This is a genomic window from Streptomyces sp. NPDC029169 (assembly GCF_055563935.1).
In genome coordinates this window covers 280,950-297,294 of the sequence record NZ_JBVHXA010000001.1, presented here as the reverse complement: position 1 = coordinate 297,294, position 16,345 = coordinate 280,950, and the positions used below count along the sequence as shown (strand labels likewise).

Sequence of the window (16,345 nt, the reverse complement as noted above, 5' to 3'; positions counted from 1 at the left end):
CGGACCGACCGAATGCTCTGCCACGCCTGTCGCGTCCACGTACGGCGCGACTTCCCGTACTGCCTGCGCTGCGGCACGCTCCGCCGCGGCGCGGCGCCGACGTCGTTCGCCGCGCCCCAGCTGCGCGGCGTCGACGACCCCGCCCTGCTCGTACCGCTGACCGGCCAGGTCACGACCCTGGGCCGGGGCGCCGACAACGACGTCGTCCTGTCCGACGAAAGTGTGTCGCGCCGTCATGCCCGGATCGTCCGTGACGAGTCGGGCTTCCGGATCGAGGACCTGGACTCGTTCAACGGCACGGCCGTCGCGGGCGTGAACCTGCACGGCGGGTCGGCACGGCTCCCCGACGGCGCCGAACTGTCCGTCGGCGACGTCCGCATGGTGTTCGAGCAGCCGCGCGACGCGCGGATCGGCTCCCGCACCATGGTCGTCGGCACCCAGCTCACCGAGCTGCCCGCCGCCGTCCCCGAGGAGGAGGTGCCGGAGGCGACCGGCCCCCTCACCGCGCGGCCGCGCCGCCGCAGCGGGTGGGCGCTCAAGCAGGTGCCCACGGGCGGCGGCCGCGGGGGACCGCACTGGGTGCTGAACAACACGCGCACCGGCGCGTACCTCCAGCTGGACGAGCGCGAGGTGTTCCTGTGGAACGCCATCGACGGCGACACCACCGTGCGGGACCTGCTGTTCGCCTACGCCGACCGCTTCGGCGAGCTCGCGCTGCCGCGGATCGAGGCCGCGCTCGCGGCGTTCGCGGGTGCCGGCCTCCTTCGCGGTCTGCCAGGGCAGCAGGACGAGCAACAGACGACGGCCTTGCGGCGGTTCTGGCGGGCGGTGTACCGGGCCCTGCTCAAGCTGGAGCTGTCCGTACCGGGCCTCGACGGCGCCGTGACCCGCCTCTACGACGCCTTCGGCTGGCGCTTCTTCACCCGCACGGCGGTGACGCTCCTCTGGCTGTCGGTGGTCGGCGGCCTCGTCGCCTTCTTCACGGCACAGGGGCGGCAGAATCTGCTGGACTTCGGCGGAGCAGGCGTCTGGGGCCCGGTCACGCTCGTCGCCGGATACATCTCGGCCCTGGTGGTGCACGAGATGTCGCACGCGCTGGCCGTGAAGTCGTACGGTCGCAAGGTCCGGCGCGGTGGCTTCATGCTCATGATGGGGATGCCGTTCGCGTTCGTGGACACGAGCGACATGTGGTTCGGCTCCCGCTGGTCGAGGATCGTGGTCGCGCTGTCGGGACCGGTCTCCACCGCGGCCCTGGCGGGCTGGTGCGCCGTGGGCGCCGCGTACCTGCCGGTGGGACCGGTCTCGGCCGTGCTCTTCCACCTGGCCTTCGGGCTGTATCTGAACACCCTGTACAACTTCAATCCGCTGATGCCGCTCGACGGCTATCAGGCGCTGACCGACGCGCTGCGTGTGCCACGGCTGCGCGAGGAGGCCAGCGCGTATTTCCGCAAGGGGCTGTGGAAGGACCTGCGGGCGGGCCGTCGGCCCGGGCCGCGCCAGGCGGGCATGGCCGCGTACGGCCTCGCGGTGATCATCGGAACGTACGGCTTCCTGGTGCTCGCCCTGCTGGCCTGGCACTCCCGGCTGGGGGAGTGGCTGACGGGGCGGGTAGCGCCGCCCTGGGATTCGGTGATCGTGGCCGTGGTCGTCGGTCTCGTGGCGTTCCCCGTGTGGGCGGCGCCGGTCCGGTGGCTGATACGCGTGGTGAAGCGGCGTCGTCAGGCGGGCGGACGTCCGGCGCGCCTGGTGGACGGCGCGGCCGTGGAGGGGGCGGCATGAGAGACGTACAGGACACGCCGGGGAGCGGCGGCGACTGGGCCGTTCCCGGCTATGCCGCCGTGCGCAAGCTCGGGGAGGGTGCCGGGGGCCGTGTCGTACTGGCGCGGCACGAGGCTACGGGCGTACCCGTGGCGATCAAGTTCCTGAGCGAGCGGCTCCACGCCGACCAGGAGTTCCTGGCCCGCTTCCGCGCCGAGGCGCGGCTGCTCGGCGACCTGCGGCACCCGTGCGTGGTGCGGCTGTACGAGTACGTGGAAGCGCGCGCGGGCGCCGCGATCGTCATGGAGGCGGTGGACGGCGTCAGCCTCCGTGAACTGCTGCGGGCCCACGGGACCACCGGCCCGGAGGCGGCCCTGGTCCTGCTCAAGGGCTCGCTGCTCGGGCTCGGCGCGGCTCATACGGCCGGGGTGGTCCACCGCGACTACAAGCCGGAGAACGTGCTGGTCCGCGGTGACGGCACGAGCGCGCTCGCCGACTTCGGCATCGCCGTACGTACCGGCCGCGAGACGGAGACCGCCGGAACGCCCGCCTACATGGCGCCCGAGCAGTGGCGCGGCGAACCGGCGAGTCCGGCGAGCGACGTGTACGCCGCCGCGGCCGTGTTCTTCGAGTGTCTGACCGGCCGGCGGCCGTTCGCCGGCGACGACGTGACGGCGCTGCGGCTCCAGCACCTGCGGGCGCCCGTCGCGGTGGACGACGCCCCCGAGCCGGTACGCGACCTGCTGCGCAAGGGCATGGCGAAGGACCCGGCGGACCGGCCCGGCATCGACGCGTTCCTCGCCGAACTCGAACGCGCCGCCACCGAGGGGTACGGCGCGGGCTGGGAGGAGCGCGGGCGCCGCAGGCTCGCCCGACTCGCCACCCTGCTCGCCCTGTTGTTCCCGTTCGCGACGGCGACGGCGGTCCTCGAAGTGACGCCGGCGCTGACCGTACTGGGACGGCTCAAGCTCAACATCTGGAAGGCGGCGGCCGGGGTGGCCGTACTGGCGGCGGTCGCCGGGGGGCTGACGCTCGCGACGGCACGTACGTCCGACCCCGACACCACGACGACGACGGCCAGTTCCGTACCGTCCGGGACGCTCGCCCCCGGTTCGCCTACCGCGCCTTCGTCAGGTGCGACCACGCCGACGGCGAGCGGATCACCATCCGGCACCGCTACCGCCACCGCCTCGGCCGACCCGTCGCCGAGCGCCTCCCCGACCGACACGTCCACGGGCACGACGCCGCCCGTGACCGCCACCCCTGCCCCGGGCGGCGGGCCCGGACCGGCACCCTCGACCACCGCTCCGTCCCCGACGGCGAGCTCCCCCGCACCGCCGACACCGGGCACGATCACGATCGACATCGCCTCCTTGCGCCGGGGGCCGAACAGCACGCTGATCGCCGACGTGACCGTCCGCACCACCGGCACCGGGCCGCTGACGCTCACCGCGGACTTCTACGTCAACACACCCGCGGAACCCTACGGTTCGCAGAGCCGTCGACTGTCGGGCAGTACGGAGTACTCCGTGACCTTCACCGGCGACTTCTCGAACCACCCCTGCAGGGGCACCTGGAACATCGCCGTCACCAGCAGCCCGCAGTCCGCGAGCGGACGCCAGACGGCTTCCGCGGACGCGCCGCCGTGCTGAGCGACCACCGAGGAGAACGGAACACGATGACGACACCCGCGACGCCGCTTGCGGTCGCCGGTCGTGCCCTGTCGGACTGGTCACGCGACGGGCGGTTCGGCACCTGGCACGCCCTGGGGCCGGGCCCCGCCGACGAACTGCCGCTCGGCGTGCTGCGGATCGAGCGCGCGCTGATCGCTCCCCAGGGCGTACGGGAGCGGTTGGCGGCCGCCGTGGTCGCCGTGGCGAAGCTCCGGCTGCCGGGTGTGCCGCGTACGGTCGATCTGGTGCGGGAGGCCGGAGATGTCTGGCTGATCGTCGCCCGCCCGCCGGCTCCGACGGTCGCCGACCTCCTGACCGCCGCCTCCGCACCGGCGGACGCGGGCAGCGCGGCGAGCATCCTCAACGAGACCGCCCAGACCCTGCTCGCCCTGCACGCGGCCGGACTCGCCCACGGATCGCTCACCCCGGACTGTGTCGTACTGGCCCCTGACGGCACGGCCCTGCTCGCCGAGGCGATGCTGAGCACGGCACTGTCCGGCACATCGACCGTGTCGGCCCGCGAAGACGACATCACCGCGTGGGCGGCCCTCGCCCGTACGCTCGGCAACGCGTGGACAACGGCCGGCACACCGGCGGCCGACCTCTTCGCCCGCTGCTCCGCCACCGCCGAGTCCGGCGACCTCGCCGCGGCCCGCGCGACCCTCACCTCCGGACGCGCGGCACTCCCCCCAGACTTCCTACGCCGAACCGCCTTGCGCGCGGCGGCAGCCGCCGCCTTGACCGACCTCACCCAGCCGCCGCCCGGCCCCCGCGACACGCCGCCCCGCGACGCAACCGGACGGCAGGGGAGGGACGGTGGGTCGGTCGGCACCGGGTCGGTCGGCACCGGTACGGCCGGGACCGGGTCGGTCGGCACCGAGTCGGTCGGCACCGGGGTGGCGGGCACCGGGACGGCTGGCACCGGGCCGACCGGCGCCGAGTCGACCGGCACCGGGATGGCCGGCACCGAAGAGGCCTGCCCCGACACGACCAGCCCCGACACGACCAGCGTCGAGGTGACCGATGTCGAGGTGACCGACGCCGAGGCCACCGTTCTCGGTCGGCGTGGTCGGGCCTCGCAGCCTGCCACCGGCTCCGGCGAGCTGGCGACCGTGCTCGGCAAGAGGAATCGCGGTCCCGGCTCGTCACCGTCCCCGGCGACCGCCGGGGACGGTGACCGCGAGATCCTGTTGCGCTTCGGGCCCGGCGTTCCCCTCGGGGAGCAGGAAAGGCTGCGTGCCCTGTGGCCGGCCGCTGCGCCCGCCCCCACGCGCCGGCGCCGACGGCGAGCCGGCTGGCTCGGGGTGGGCGCGGTGATGGCGGCGGTCGCCGTCGGGCTGTGGCTGCTGTTGCGCCCGACGCCCGGCCCGGCCGTCACGGCGGCCGAAGTCAAGGCGCCCACACAGCGGTTGAGCTGCGGCGACACGGCCGACCTGGTCGGAGTCATGACCACCGACGGTCGTGGCGGGCCCATCACGTACCGCTGGCTGCGTAGCGATGGCCAGGCGTCCGGCGAGCTGACCCAGACGGCCCGCCGCGGCGACCGCACGGTCACCGTCCATCTCCGCTGGACAGTCCGCGGCCCCGGCGTGTTCCGGGGAACCGCCCGCCTCCAGGTCCTACGCCCCGCAAGCGCACCGATCGAGGCCGAGAGCACCTTCAGCTACTCCTGCACTTGAGGCGCTCATCAGCAGTCACCGCCGTGGAAGACGCACCCGACCGTGGCACCACCGCCCATGCTGACCACCCCCACGGCCGGATCCGTGCTGCCTCGTACGAAGCCTCCGGCGTACCCGTCGTCGTCGGCACTGCGTGCGCCCACGTAGATGCCCCAGTTGAGGAAGAGCTCCCGCAGGCCGCCGGCACCGTCGGGAAACGGCTCGGCGGCCGGACGTACACGGTGCTGGAGCACGAACGGGCCGTTCATCGCCGCGGTGACCCTGTCCTCCCACTCCGCCGCGTCCACCTTCCAGCCGGCGATGATTCCATTGCCCCCGTGCAGCAGCGTCGGCTTGAGGATCAGCTCGTGCTGGTGGGCCAGCGCGTGGGCGAGCAGGTCGACCTGGGTCCCGCCAGGGTCCGTGGCGCGTGGGCGCACGTACCGCGTCCATGGCAGGAGCCGGTCGATGCAGGCCAGTTCGGCGGCGTCGAACAGGTCACGGTGCCGCTCGTCGGAGAGCATCGCCAGGGTGCCCTTGTTGCCGTACAGTTCGGCGTCCAGCCGGCTGAACAGGCCCACCCTGCCCTGCTCGACCGCGGCCAGCAGCGGCTCCAGCAGGGCCGCCGAGGCGGGGTCGGTGAGGTCCTCGGGCAGGAAGTACCGGAAGACGACGTCGACGGCCCGGCCCGAGACCGTCGGGCGGCCGTTCGGGTACGTGAGCTCGCCGAGGTCGCACGCGATCCCCTCGACTCCGTGGTCGGCCAGCTTCGCGGCGAACACCCGCAGCCGGGGTCCCACGACGGCGAAGTTCTCCGCCGTGTCCACCACGGCGACGACGGGTGCCCGGTCGGTGGGGATGGCCGCGGCGCACTCGGCGTACATGGTCCGCACCATGCGGCCCAGCGTGTCCCGGTAGCGGAGCTTGTGCCGTCGTACGAACTCCTCGAGCGGTGGGTACGCCAGCATCGCCCGGTTGATGTCCGCGTTCTCGAAACCGCCGAGCGCGCTGGTGATATTGAATTCGAGAAGCCTGAACCCCGTACCGTCGTGATAGAGGTCGGCCCGCCCCAGCGGGAGGAGTGATCCGGTCCGGGCGCTCCGCGTGATCAGCGCGGATTGCAGGGGATCCATGCCGACTGCCGTGGCCAGTGCGGTGATGCTTCCGCCGAACACCCGCTCCGGCAGCGAGCGCAGCAGCTCATAGACGGTGTGGAGGTCTGCGACGACCGTGCGGCGCTCGGTCTCGCTGAGGAAGGCGGGGCTGTTCAGGAACCGGTCCTGGTACGCGAGCGTGAGTGTGGCCGACTCCCGGGCGGCGGCCGTGGGGTGGCCCGTCGGCGTATGCCGCGCGAGCTGCTCCCCGTACGCGTGGCCCAGGCGCGATCTGGGGGGCTCGGGCAGGCTCGTGGTCGTCATCGCATGTCCTTTCCGGAGCGGACCGTGTGTCAGGTACGGCGGTCCGGCGCACCGCGGCGCCGCGCCGGCCGGTCGCCCCGCTCAGTCCGTGTCCGCCGGTCGCGGAGTCTGTTCGGCGCTCTGCTCGGCGCGGGTGATCCACTGGTGGCGGGCGCCCACGAGGAGCGCCACCGCGACGACCGCCATGACGACGGCGCCGGCGCCGAACACGGCGCGGGTGCCGACCTCGGCGGCGACGATGCCGCCGGCCGCCGCACCGAGGGGCAGTCCGCCCCAGGCGACGAGCCGGTACACGCTGTTCGCCCGCCCGAGCAGGTGTTGCGGCACCAGGGTCTGCCGCAGGACGACCACGACGACGTTCCACGTCACCGTCCCGCACGCGAAGATCGCGAGGGCCGCGCCGGCCGCGTACACCGACGGCACGGCGGCCAGCACCGTCTCGCTCGTGGCGATCAGGACGGCGGTGGCGACCAGCGCCCCTTCCCGGCCGAGGCGTTCCGTCAGGGCGGGGGCGAATCGTGAGGCCAGGACGGCTCCGAGGGCCTGGCAGGCGAGCAGGACGCCGTACCCGAACGGGCCCAGGCCGAGCACCTTCCCGCTGTGCACCACGAGCACGGCGAGCATCGCGTTCCCGGCGAGGTTGATCAGACAGGACACCAGGGCGAGGCTGCGCAACAGGCGATGCGAGAACAGCCACTTGGCGCCGGCCAGCATCTCCGACAGCACGCCGCCGGCCCTGTCCGGTCCGCGCTCGACCGGCCGGGTGCGGCGGATGCGGCTGACCAGGACGGCGGAGCACAGGAAGGTGGCCGCGTCCACGCCGAAGGGCAGGGCCATCGCCACACCGAACATCAGCGCGCCGAGGAGCGGGCCGACGAAGCCGGTGCCGGCCTCCTGCGCGGCCATGATGCGGGCGTTGGCGGTGGCGAGCCCGGCCTGCGGGGTGATGAAGGGGACGAGCACCTGGGCGGCGTTGCGGCAGAGGACCTCGCCGACGCCGAGCAGGAACATGCACACGTAGAGCAGCGGCAACCCGCCCCAGCCGCCGAGGATCCCGACGGCGAGCACCGCGAGCAGGACGGCCCGTGCGATGTCGACGCGCACCATCATCGCCCGGATGTCCACGCGGTCGACCAGCAGCCCCGCCGGGATGCCGAACAGGATGAACGGCGCGGTGAAGGCGACCGAGGCCGCGCCGATCAGGCGGGGATCGTCGGTCAGCCGGGTGGCCAGCAGGGGGGCGGCGGCGATCGTGGCCCCGTCACCGAGCGAGGACACGGCGGCGGACCACCACAGCCGGGAGAAGTCGCGTCCCAGAAGCGGCCGTTGCGAACCGGCCTTCTCTGTCGTCGACGCGCTCATGACACCACGCAGCGCAGCCGGCAGTCCATTGCTCCCCCTTCGATTTGCCGCCCCGCCGCCGACGCCGCATCAGCCCGTCGTCGTTCGCCGAGGCCCGTACGGTCAGGTGCACGGGGTTGCCGAGAATAGTCGGCGTCCGCGGCGGCGTCGAGGGAAAGATCAGGTCCGTCGGCAGACAGTGCACCTGTCGCCCGAGCGGCCTCCGAGGAAGATCAAGTTCCATATGACTGAGGGGGGTTGCGTCCCCGAGTCTTCTGATATGTTCGCCGCCGCTGGCGCCGAAAACCGGCCGTCAGCGACAGGCGCGTGCATGGGAGGGCATGCCGTCGACGGGGCTTTCACACACTGCGCCAGGACCCCCGGTTCGTGCTCGGGGCCGATGGTTTCGGCCCGACGACACGTGGCCGAGTGGTCTTGGTTTCTTCGTCCTCCGGTCGCGCGACCACGCGTCGGCTTCCTCCCGCATCGTCTGGAGCGGACGGACATCCCGGTGAGGCACCTGAGTGCCTGCAGTCAGGGCTGCCCACAAGGCAGCCGCGCGCACATCGAAGGGTGAGGACAACGTTCATGGGAAGCTGCGCACAGGATGCGGCGAGACATACGACCGGCGCCCGCCGTTGGCTCTCACGTCATCCGCTGACCCGCCACCTCCGGTTCCGCGGAGGCATACGTTGAGTCCCGCGGCGGGCCTGGCGAGCGCCCGTCCGGACGTCGTCGAACCGGTGACGGTCGCCGTCATCGGCACCGGGGCGATCGGCCGGGATCTGGTCAGCAAGATCGACCGGTCACCCGCGCTGGACTGCCGACTGGTGGCCGGACGCAATCCGGAGTCGGCGGGCCTGCGGTACGCCGAGAGCCTCGGCTATGCCACCACCGCCGCCGGCATCGAGGCCGTACTGGCGGCCGCGCGCCCGTTCGACGTCGTCTTCGACGCCACCAGCGCCGCGTCCCACCGGGATCACTGGCCGCTGCTCGAGCCGCTCGGGACGCTGGTGATCGACCTGACGCCCAGCAAGGTCGGGCAGATGGTGGCGCCCACGGTGACCGGGGTGTCGGCGGCGACCGGACGCAACGTCAACCTGATCAGCTGCGGCGGTCAGGCGTCCGTCCCGGTCGTGCACGCGCTCGCGGCCCGCTTCCCGGTGACGTACTTCGAGGTCGTCTCGACCGTGGCCAGTGACGTCGCGGGCCGCGCGACCCGGCTGAACCTCGACGAGTACGTGGCGACCACCGGTCACGCCGTGACGACGTTCTCCGGCGTGACCGACGTCAAGGCGATCCTCAACATCAGTCCGGCGGTGCCGCCGGCGACCTTCCGGACCGCCATCCACGCCCGCATGGCCGGCGCCGACGCGGCGGCGGTGCGCGCGGTGGTCGACCGGGTGGCCGAGCAGGTGCGGTCCTTCGCTCCCGGGTACGAGGTCACCGCCTGCACCGCGGTCGACGACCTGGTGACGATCACCCTCCAGGTCATGGCGCACAGCGACGTCCTGCCGCCGTACGCCGGAAACCTCGACATCATCAACTCCGCCGCCGTCATGGTCGCCGAGCAGTACGCGGCCCGGCCGGACCGGGCGTCCCGGACAGGGGTGACCTCATGAAGCACGTGGTGCTCCACGACCCGACCTTGCGCGACGGCCAGCACGCGGTACGGCACCAGCTCGGGCTGACCGCACTGCGCCGTTACGCGGAAGCGGCGGACGCGGCGCGCATACCCGTGGTGGAAGTCGGCCACGGCAACGGTCTGGGCGCCTCCTCGCTCCAGGTCGGGACGGCCGCGGCGAGCGACGACGAGATGCTGTCGACCGTCCGGGAGGCGCTGCGCCACAGCCGGATGGGTACCTTCATGCTGCCCGGCTGGGGCACCTCCGACGACCTCCGGCGGGCGATCGCCCACGGGGTCGACGTCTTCCGGATCGGCGTACACGCCACCGAGACGTCACTGGCCGAGCGCCACCTGGGCTTCCTGCGAGACGCCGGCGCCGAGGCGCACTGCGTACTGATGATGAGTCACATGGCCTCCCCGGACGAGCTGGCCGAGCAGGCCGCGCAGGCCGTCGGATACGGGGCGCAGGCCGTGGGGATCATGGACTCCGCGGGCCACTTCCTCCCTCCGGACGTCACCGCGCGGATCAGCGCGATCGCCGAGGCGGTCGACGCCACCCCGGTGATCTTCCACGGGCACAACAACCTCGGTATGGCCGTGGCCAACTCGGTGGCCGCGGCCGACGCCGGCGCCCTGATCATCGACGGCTGCGCCCGGGGCTTCGGCGCCGGAGCGGGCAACACCCAGCTCGAGGTACTCGTCCCGGTGCTCGAGCGGAGCGGGTTCGCCACCGGCATCGACCTGTACGCGCTCCTCGACGCCGCCGACCTCGCCGAGCGCGAACTCATGCCCGCACCACCGGTGACCGCCTCGATGAGCATCGTCAGCGGCCTGGCGGGAGTGTTCTCCGGATTCAAGCACCGGGTCGTCGAACTCTCCGCGGCCGCCGGTGTGGACCCGCGCGACGTCTTCTTCGAACTCGGGCGGCGGCAGGCCATCGCCGGCCAGGAGGACCTGATCGTGGACGTGGTGGCGGAGCTCAGCGACCGCCGGACCGATGGCTGACGAATTGTCACCCGGCTTTGGAGAAAGGAGGACAGACGACATGGCAGTTCCCGAAGCTGTGCCCGAGTCGAACGGGTCGGCGGGTGTGGAGGTCACCCGCATGTCGTTCGACGCATTCATGGCCGTCGGCCCCAAGGGGCTGTACAAGGCCGACGTACCCGTGGTGATCGAGCTGCCGAGCAGCGTGCGGGGACTCGGCCGGGACGAAGTGGCGGCGCGCCTGGCCGAGATGACCGTCACCCTGTTCACCGAGCCGGGCGACAAGAACCACCCCGGGCGCTGGGAGACACGGGACATCAAGCTCCGCGAGTTCTTCGCCGACGAGCGGCACCTGACCAGCGCGGACACCTGGCACCGGGTGGTGTCGAACATCCGCAGTAGTCCCTCCGACGTGAACGCCGTCATCGGCTTCGACGCCGAGGAGTTCTTCGGCTACGGCGACTCCCTGTACGCGGCCAACCTGTGGATCAGCCACCGCGGCGTGTTCACCAAGAACCACTTCGACGAGTTCGAGAACTTCAACATCGCGCTCGAGGGCCGCAAGCGGTTCATCATCGCCCCACCCGGTGTGCGGGACTACTACCCGAGGTCGGTATGGCGCGGCTTCGGGGACAAGTCCCAGGTGGTCGACCTCGACGACGTCGACCTGAAGCGCTACCCGAGGCTGGCGGCCAAGCTCGCCCAGCGCCGTGACTTCGTCCTCGAACCGGGTCACATGCTCTACCTGCCGCTCGGCTGGTGGCACCAGGCCGAGTCGCTGGACGAGATGAACATCAACGTCAACTTCTGGCTCAAGTCCAAGAAGATCCTCCACCGGCCGCACGTGCTCGGCGTCGCCCTGTACACGTACGCCTACCGGAGATTCAAGGGCGTCTACAGCTACCAGCCCACCGAGGTGAACTCCTGATGAGCGAGCGCAAGACCATCACTCCCACCCACCGGTACCGCAACAACGACCGGCTTGTCGGGATCGGGAACACCTTCTGGAACATGTCCTACGAGCACGGGGTCGCCGGCATCGTCGGCGACCTCGAGGACGGCGTGTTCCACATGCCCGACGGGCACGAGTTCGTCAACTTCACGGTCTGCTCCTACCTGGACCTGGACACCCACCCCCAGGTCATCGACGGCGCGGTCGCCTCACTGCGCCGCTTCGGCGTGCTCGACCACTGCATCCCGCGCACCCGCGTCCAGACACCGGTACTCCTCGAGCTGGAGGAGTCACTGGGCGAGCTGTTCGACGCGATGGTGATCAGCGCGATATCCACCGCGGCGGCCAGCACCGGCCTGCTTCCGCTGATCTCGTCGGGGCACCTCGGCAACGGCACCCGGCCGCTGATGGTCTTCGACAAGAACGCCCATGTCTCGATGGCCAACGCCAAGCCGAGCTGCGCCGACGAGACCGAGGTCGTGACCTGCCGCCACCACGACCTCGACTTCCTCAAGGACATGTGCCGCACCTACGAACGCGTCTGCTACGTGGTGGACGGCTCGGACAGTCTCGGCGGCTACGCGCCCGTCGACGAACTGGCCGAACTGCAGGAGAAGTACAACCTCCTGGTCTTCTACGACGACTCGCACTCGCTGTCCGCGTACGGTGACCGCGGCATCGGCTACGTACGCTCGCACTCCCCGGTCCTTGACGAGCGGACCATCACCGTGGCGACCCTGAGCAAGGGATTCGGGGCCGGCGGCACGGCGATCCTGCTCGACGGATACCCCGAGGAGACGCGGCGGCTCATCGAACGGTTCGCGGGCCCGCTGGGCTACTCGCAGAAGATGAACGCCGCCGCGGTCGGCGCGGCGCTCGCCTCGGCCGAGATCCATCGCACCGAGGAACTCACCCGGCTGCAGGGGCGGCTGCGTTCCAACATCGCGCTGTTCGACTCGCTGGTCACGACCGAGCAGTCCGGCAGCACGTACCCGATCCGGGTGGTGCCGATGACCGACGAGACGGTCGTCGACGCCGCCCAGCAGGTCTTCGCGGCCGGGTTCTACACCTCGCCGGTGTTCTTCCCGATCGTCTCCCGCGGCACCGCCGGACTGCGCGTGATGCTGCGAGCCGGCCAGACCGAGGAGCAGATCAAGCGGCTCTGCTCCGCGCTGGTCCAGGCCGGGGCCCGCACAGCGGCCGCGCCGCCCGAGTCGGCGGCCCGGTGACCGGCGTGGTACGGGCGATCCCGCGCAGCATCCTGTACACCCCCGCCCTGTCCCTGGAGCGGGTGGTGAAGGCCTGGTCGTACGACGCCGACGTCCACCTGATCGATCTCGAGGACTCCGTACCGCCCGCCGACAAGCCGGCCGCCCGCACGGTCTGCCGGGCCGCGCTGGAGAAATCGGCGCGGCCGGCGAACGTCGCCGTGCGCATGAACGAGCTCGGCAGCCTCGCGGCGGTGCACGACGTGCTGATGCTGACCGACAGTCCGGTGAAGCCCGGCATCGTCATGATGACGATGGTGACGACGGCGGCCGAGGTCGACCTGCTGCGCCGGATCCTGGCGTCGGCGGGCGCGCATCCGGAGATCTACGTGACCGTGGAGACGGTCGAGGCGGTCACCGGCATCGACGCCCTCGCGCGCTCCGCCGACGGCCTGGTGCTCGGCTCGGCCGATCTGGCCGCCACGCTCGGGGTCGAGATCAGCTGGGAGGCCATGCAGGCCGCCCGGCAGGCGATGGCGATGGCCTGCGCCCGGTACGGCACGGCGTGCATCGACACGGCCAACTTCCGGCTCGCCGAGCCGGCGGTCCTCGCCGAGGAGACCACCCGGGTGCGGGCACTCGGCTTCCACGGCAAGGCGACGGTGCACCCGGGCGAACTCGACGTGATCAACCGCATCCTGCGGCCCCGGCCCGATGAGCTGGGACTGGCGCGCCGGGTGACGGAGGCCGTCACGGCGGCCGACGGCGGGATCGCCGTCCTGGACGGCAACATGGTCGGCCCGCCGTTCGCCCGGCTGGCCCGCACCACGGTGGCGCGCGAGGACGCCTGGACGAGCAGGTTCGGCAGCGACGGCGGGACCAGTCGGTTCGGCAGCGACGGTGGAACCGCATGACCGCGCCGGTGATGGTCCACGCCGCCGACATGTCCGGTACCCGGCGGATGACCCGCGTGATCGACGTGCTCGGCGAGATGTTCGCGGACCTGGCCGCCGGCCGCACCCGCTCCCCGGCCCGCACCGTCGTCGAGCACGGCGACCAGCGCGTGCTCCTGGTCAGCCCCGCCGTCTGGGAACAGCGCGGGGTGGGCAGCGTCAAGGTCACCACGCTCACCCCCGACAACCCGGCACGCGGGCTGCCGCTGATCCACGGCATCGTCGCGCTCACCGACCTGGAGACGGGGCGGATCACCGCCCTGCTCGACGGCGCCGAGCTCACCGCCGTCCGCACCGGCGCGGTCGCCGCTCTGGCGACCCGCTGGTGCACCCCCGACGACACCGACGACATGGCGGTGATCGGCGCGGGCGTGCAGGCGCGTGCCCTGATCCGGGCGGTGACGGCGGTCCGCCCGATCCGCACCGTCCGGATCCACTCGCGTACGCGTGCCGCCGCCGAGAAGCTCGCCGACTGGATCCGGGACACCGCACCCCACCCCGTCCGCGTGACGGTCTGCGACACGGCCCGGGACGCCGTCACCGACGCGCCGCTCCTCTGCACGGCCACCTCGACCGACGACAGCACTCCCGTGGTGGAGGCGGACTGGGTGGCCTCCGGGGCGCATGTGAACGTGATCGGGGGAACCCACCCGGACGCCGTCGAGCTCGACCCGGCCCTGCTGACCGATGCCGTGACCATCGTCGAGGACCGGGCTGCGGCGCTGGACGGCGCGGGTGAGATCCGGGCCGCGCTCGCCGGCGGCCTGATCAAGGCCGAGGACCTGTACGAGCTGGGCGGGCTGGTGACCGGGGAGGTCGGCGTCGCGGGCCGGACCTCGGTCCTGCGCACGGTCGGGATGGCCATCGAGGACACCGCCGCCGCGGTGGCACTGTGGGAGGGAGTGTCGGATGGACACGTATGAGGACCTCGGTACGGGAAACGGGCACCCGTGGTTCGGGAGTCACCGGCTGCGGCCCGCCGCGCCGGCGGACACGATCCGGCAGATGCTGCGGCACGAACTCCGGGACACCGGCTGGCCGTACCAGCGGCTCCTTCCCGCGACACCGATGGCGATCCCGCGCGCGGCCTACGCCGAGATCTTCCGGGCGAGCGTCGCCCTGACCGAGCTGTTGCGCCGTACCGCCCTGGAGACCGGACCCACCACCGCCGACAGGCTGGCGGCCTACGCCATGCCCGCCACCGAGGACCGGCTGTGGGTGCGCGACCCGTTCATCGAGGAGCGGTACGCCGACTGTGTGGTCCGACCGGATCTGGTCATCGGGCCGAACGGGCCGCAGTTCCTGGAGTTCAACGTCAGCGGCGCGCTCGGTGGCGTGGTGGAGACGCAGAGCCGTCTGTCGGTGTGGCGCAGGCTCCACGCCGACGAGGAGGGCCGGACCCCGTTCCGCTCTCCGAGCCCGTTCGCCGTACGCGCCGAGATGTTCCGGTCGCTCAGCGCGGAGCTGGCCCTTGCCCCGCGGGTGGCCGTCGTCGGCAGTGCCCGGGTGACCGGCGTGGAGCGGCGGTACTTCGAGATGGAGGCCGACTACTACAACCACCACGGCCTGACCGCACGCTTCTTCGAGCCGGAGGAGCTGCCCGAGGCGTGGGACTGCGCCCCGCATCTGCGTCATCCGGTCGGACTGCGGAACTTCACCATTCCGGACTGGCTCGAGGCGGGCCTCGACACCGCGCCGGTCCAGGACGCCCTGGACAACGGCTGCCTGCTTGTCGGCACCCAGACATCGACCTTCCTGCACAGCAAGGTCACCATGGGTCTCCTGTCGGAGGGGCGGCCCTGGATGACCGAGGGCGACCGCAGGCTCGTCGAGCGGTACCTGCCGTGGACGCGGGTCCTCTCGGAGCGCAAGACCGACCGCGAAGGGCAGCAGGTCGACCTGCTCCCGTTCGTGCTGGGGAACCGTGACCTGCTCGTGCTCAAGGCCGGCCTCGGGGAGAGCGGGAAACAGGTGGTCATCGGCCGTGAGGTCGACCAGGCCGGGTGGGAGTCCGCCGTCCGCGACGCGGTCGACGGCGGCACCAGCGTGGTGCAGGAATTCGTGCGGCCGCAGACCTGCCGGGTCGCGCTGATCGCCGACGGCTCCGACGAGCCGCACGACGTCGAAGTCGCCCCGGTCCTCGGCCCCCTGGTGTTCGGCGGGCGCCCGGCCGGGCTGTTCTGCCGGTTCTACGGCGACGGTTCCGCCGGCATCGTCAGCGTCCGGGCAGGAACGAGCAGCTCCGACAACGTGATGGTGGCGATCTGAGAATGACCCTGCGTCAAGTCAACGACAACGAGTACGTCGAGGAACACGGCGGGGACTACGAGGACTTCGAGCCCGGCATGGTGATCCGGCACTGGCCGGGCCGTACCGTCTCCGAGGCCGACAACACCTGGCTGACCCTGCTGACGATGAACCAGCACCCGCTCCACTTCGACCAGCACTACGGCGCCGGCACCGAGTACGGGAAGGTCCTGGTCAACAGCGGCATCACACTGTGCCTGATCGGCGGGATGACCGTACAGGCGCTGTCGGCGCGGGCGGTGGCCAACCTGGGCTGGGACAAGGTCCGTCTGAAGAGCCCCGTCTTCGTCGGCGACACCCTCTACGCGACGAGCCGGATCCTCGACAAGCGGCTGTCCCGCTCCCGGCCGGGGCAGGGAATCATCACGGTGGAGACGACGGGCACGAAGTCGACCGGAGAGACCGTCATCGTCTTCGAGCGGTCGTTCATGGTCCGCTGCCGCGAGGCGGTCGACCCGCCGATTCT

12 protein-coding genes and 1 pseudogene are annotated in these 16,345 nt (G+C 71.8%); 11 read left to right on the top strand and 2 right to left on the bottom strand.

Features of this window, described 5'->3' with window-relative positions; genetic code table 11:
* Window positions 1–12: 12 nt before the first annotated feature.
* From ACZ4VI_RS01200 to ACZ4VI_RS01190, 3 genes are read left to right on the top strand one after another with little or no spacing between them, the layout of a single operon-like run.
* A complete protein-coding gene (locus ACZ4VI_RS01200) occupies window positions 13–1,779 on the top strand; it encodes an FHA domain-containing protein (RefSeq protein WP_467995492.1) in 1,767 nt (588 codons plus the stop codon).
* The gene (locus tag ACZ4VI_RS01195) at window positions 1,776–3,410 is read left to right on the top strand and encodes a serine/threonine-protein kinase (protein ID WP_467995491.1); all 1,635 of its coding nucleotides are present in this window, start codon (window positions 1,776–1,778) and stop codon (window positions 3,408–3,410) included. The genes ACZ4VI_RS01200 and ACZ4VI_RS01195 overlap by 4 nt, the downstream gene beginning before the upstream one ends.
* Window positions 3,411–3,436: 26 nt before the next feature.
* On the top strand, window positions 3,437–5,110 hold the full coding sequence (locus tag ACZ4VI_RS01190; protein WP_467995490.1) for a hypothetical protein: 1,674 nt from the start codon (window positions 3,437–3,439) through the stop codon (window positions 5,108–5,110).
* Window positions 5,111–5,118: 8 nt separating this feature from the next.
* Here the strand turns inward: ACZ4VI_RS01190 and ACZ4VI_RS01185 are convergent, their stop codons facing one another.
* Window positions 5,119–6,507 carry a hypothetical protein gene (locus ACZ4VI_RS01185; RefSeq protein ID WP_467995488.1) on the bottom strand — a complete coding sequence of 463 codons (1,389 nt, stop codon included), beginning with the start codon at window positions 6,505–6,507 and terminating at the stop codon, window positions 5,119–5,121.
* An 81-nt stretch (window positions 6,508–6,588) separates the two neighbouring features.
* On the bottom strand, window positions 6,589–7,869 hold the full coding sequence (locus ACZ4VI_RS01180; protein ID WP_467995487.1) for an MFS transporter: 1,281 nt from the start codon (window positions 7,867–7,869) through the stop codon (window positions 6,589–6,591).
* A gap of 671 nt (window positions 7,870–8,540) precedes the next feature.
* On the opposite strand from ACZ4VI_RS01180, the gene ACZ4VI_RS01175 reads away from it, so the two are divergent.
* The 8 genes and pseudogenes from ACZ4VI_RS01175 to ACZ4VI_RS01140 all read left to right on the top strand — a co-directional run.
* The gene (locus tag ACZ4VI_RS01175; RefSeq protein ID WP_467995485.1) at window positions 8,541–9,470 is read left to right on the top strand and encodes an acetaldehyde dehydrogenase (acetylating); all 930 of its coding nucleotides are present in this window, start codon (window positions 8,541–8,543) and stop codon (window positions 9,468–9,470) included.
* Window positions 9,467–10,480, top strand: coding sequence for a 4-hydroxy-2-oxovalerate aldolase (gene dmpG, locus ACZ4VI_RS01170; RefSeq protein WP_467995484.1), 1,014 nt, complete (start codon window positions 9,467–9,469; stop codon window positions 10,478–10,480). The genes ACZ4VI_RS01175 and dmpG overlap by 4 nt, the downstream gene beginning before the upstream one ends.
* Before the next feature lie 40 nt (window positions 10,481–10,520).
* Window positions 10,521–11,387: a cupin-like domain-containing protein gene (locus ACZ4VI_RS01165; RefSeq protein ID WP_467995482.1), complete on the top strand. Its 867-nt coding sequence runs from the start codon at window positions 10,521–10,523 to the stop codon at window positions 11,385–11,387.
* Window positions 11,387–12,640: an 8-amino-7-oxononanoate synthase family protein gene (locus ACZ4VI_RS01160; protein WP_467995480.1), complete on the top strand. Its 1,254-nt coding sequence runs from the start codon at window positions 11,387–11,389 to the stop codon at window positions 12,638–12,640. Before ACZ4VI_RS01165 ends, ACZ4VI_RS01160 begins: the two co-directional genes overlap by 1 nt.
* Complete coding sequence (locus tag ACZ4VI_RS01155; protein ID WP_467995479.1) at window positions 12,637–13,533, top strand: HpcH/HpaI aldolase/citrate lyase family protein; 897 nt, start codon at window positions 12,637–12,639, stop codon at window positions 13,531–13,533. The genes ACZ4VI_RS01160 and ACZ4VI_RS01155 overlap by 4 nt, the downstream gene beginning before the upstream one ends.
* A complete protein-coding gene (locus tag ACZ4VI_RS01150; protein WP_467995477.1) occupies window positions 13,530–14,495 on the top strand; it encodes an ornithine cyclodeaminase family protein in 966 nt (321 codons plus the stop codon). The genes ACZ4VI_RS01155 and ACZ4VI_RS01150 overlap by 4 nt, the downstream gene beginning before the upstream one ends.
* Complete coding sequence (locus ACZ4VI_RS01145) at window positions 14,482–15,840, top strand: hypothetical protein (RefSeq protein WP_467995475.1); 1,359 nt, start codon at window positions 14,482–14,484, stop codon at window positions 15,838–15,840. Before ACZ4VI_RS01150 ends, ACZ4VI_RS01145 begins: the two co-directional genes overlap by 14 nt.
* A 2-nt stretch (window positions 15,841–15,842) precedes the next feature.
* Window positions 15,843–16,322: pseudogene (locus ACZ4VI_RS01140) on the top strand (MaoC family dehydratase); the annotation flags it as partial.
* Window positions 16,323–16,345 lie beyond the last annotated feature (23 nt).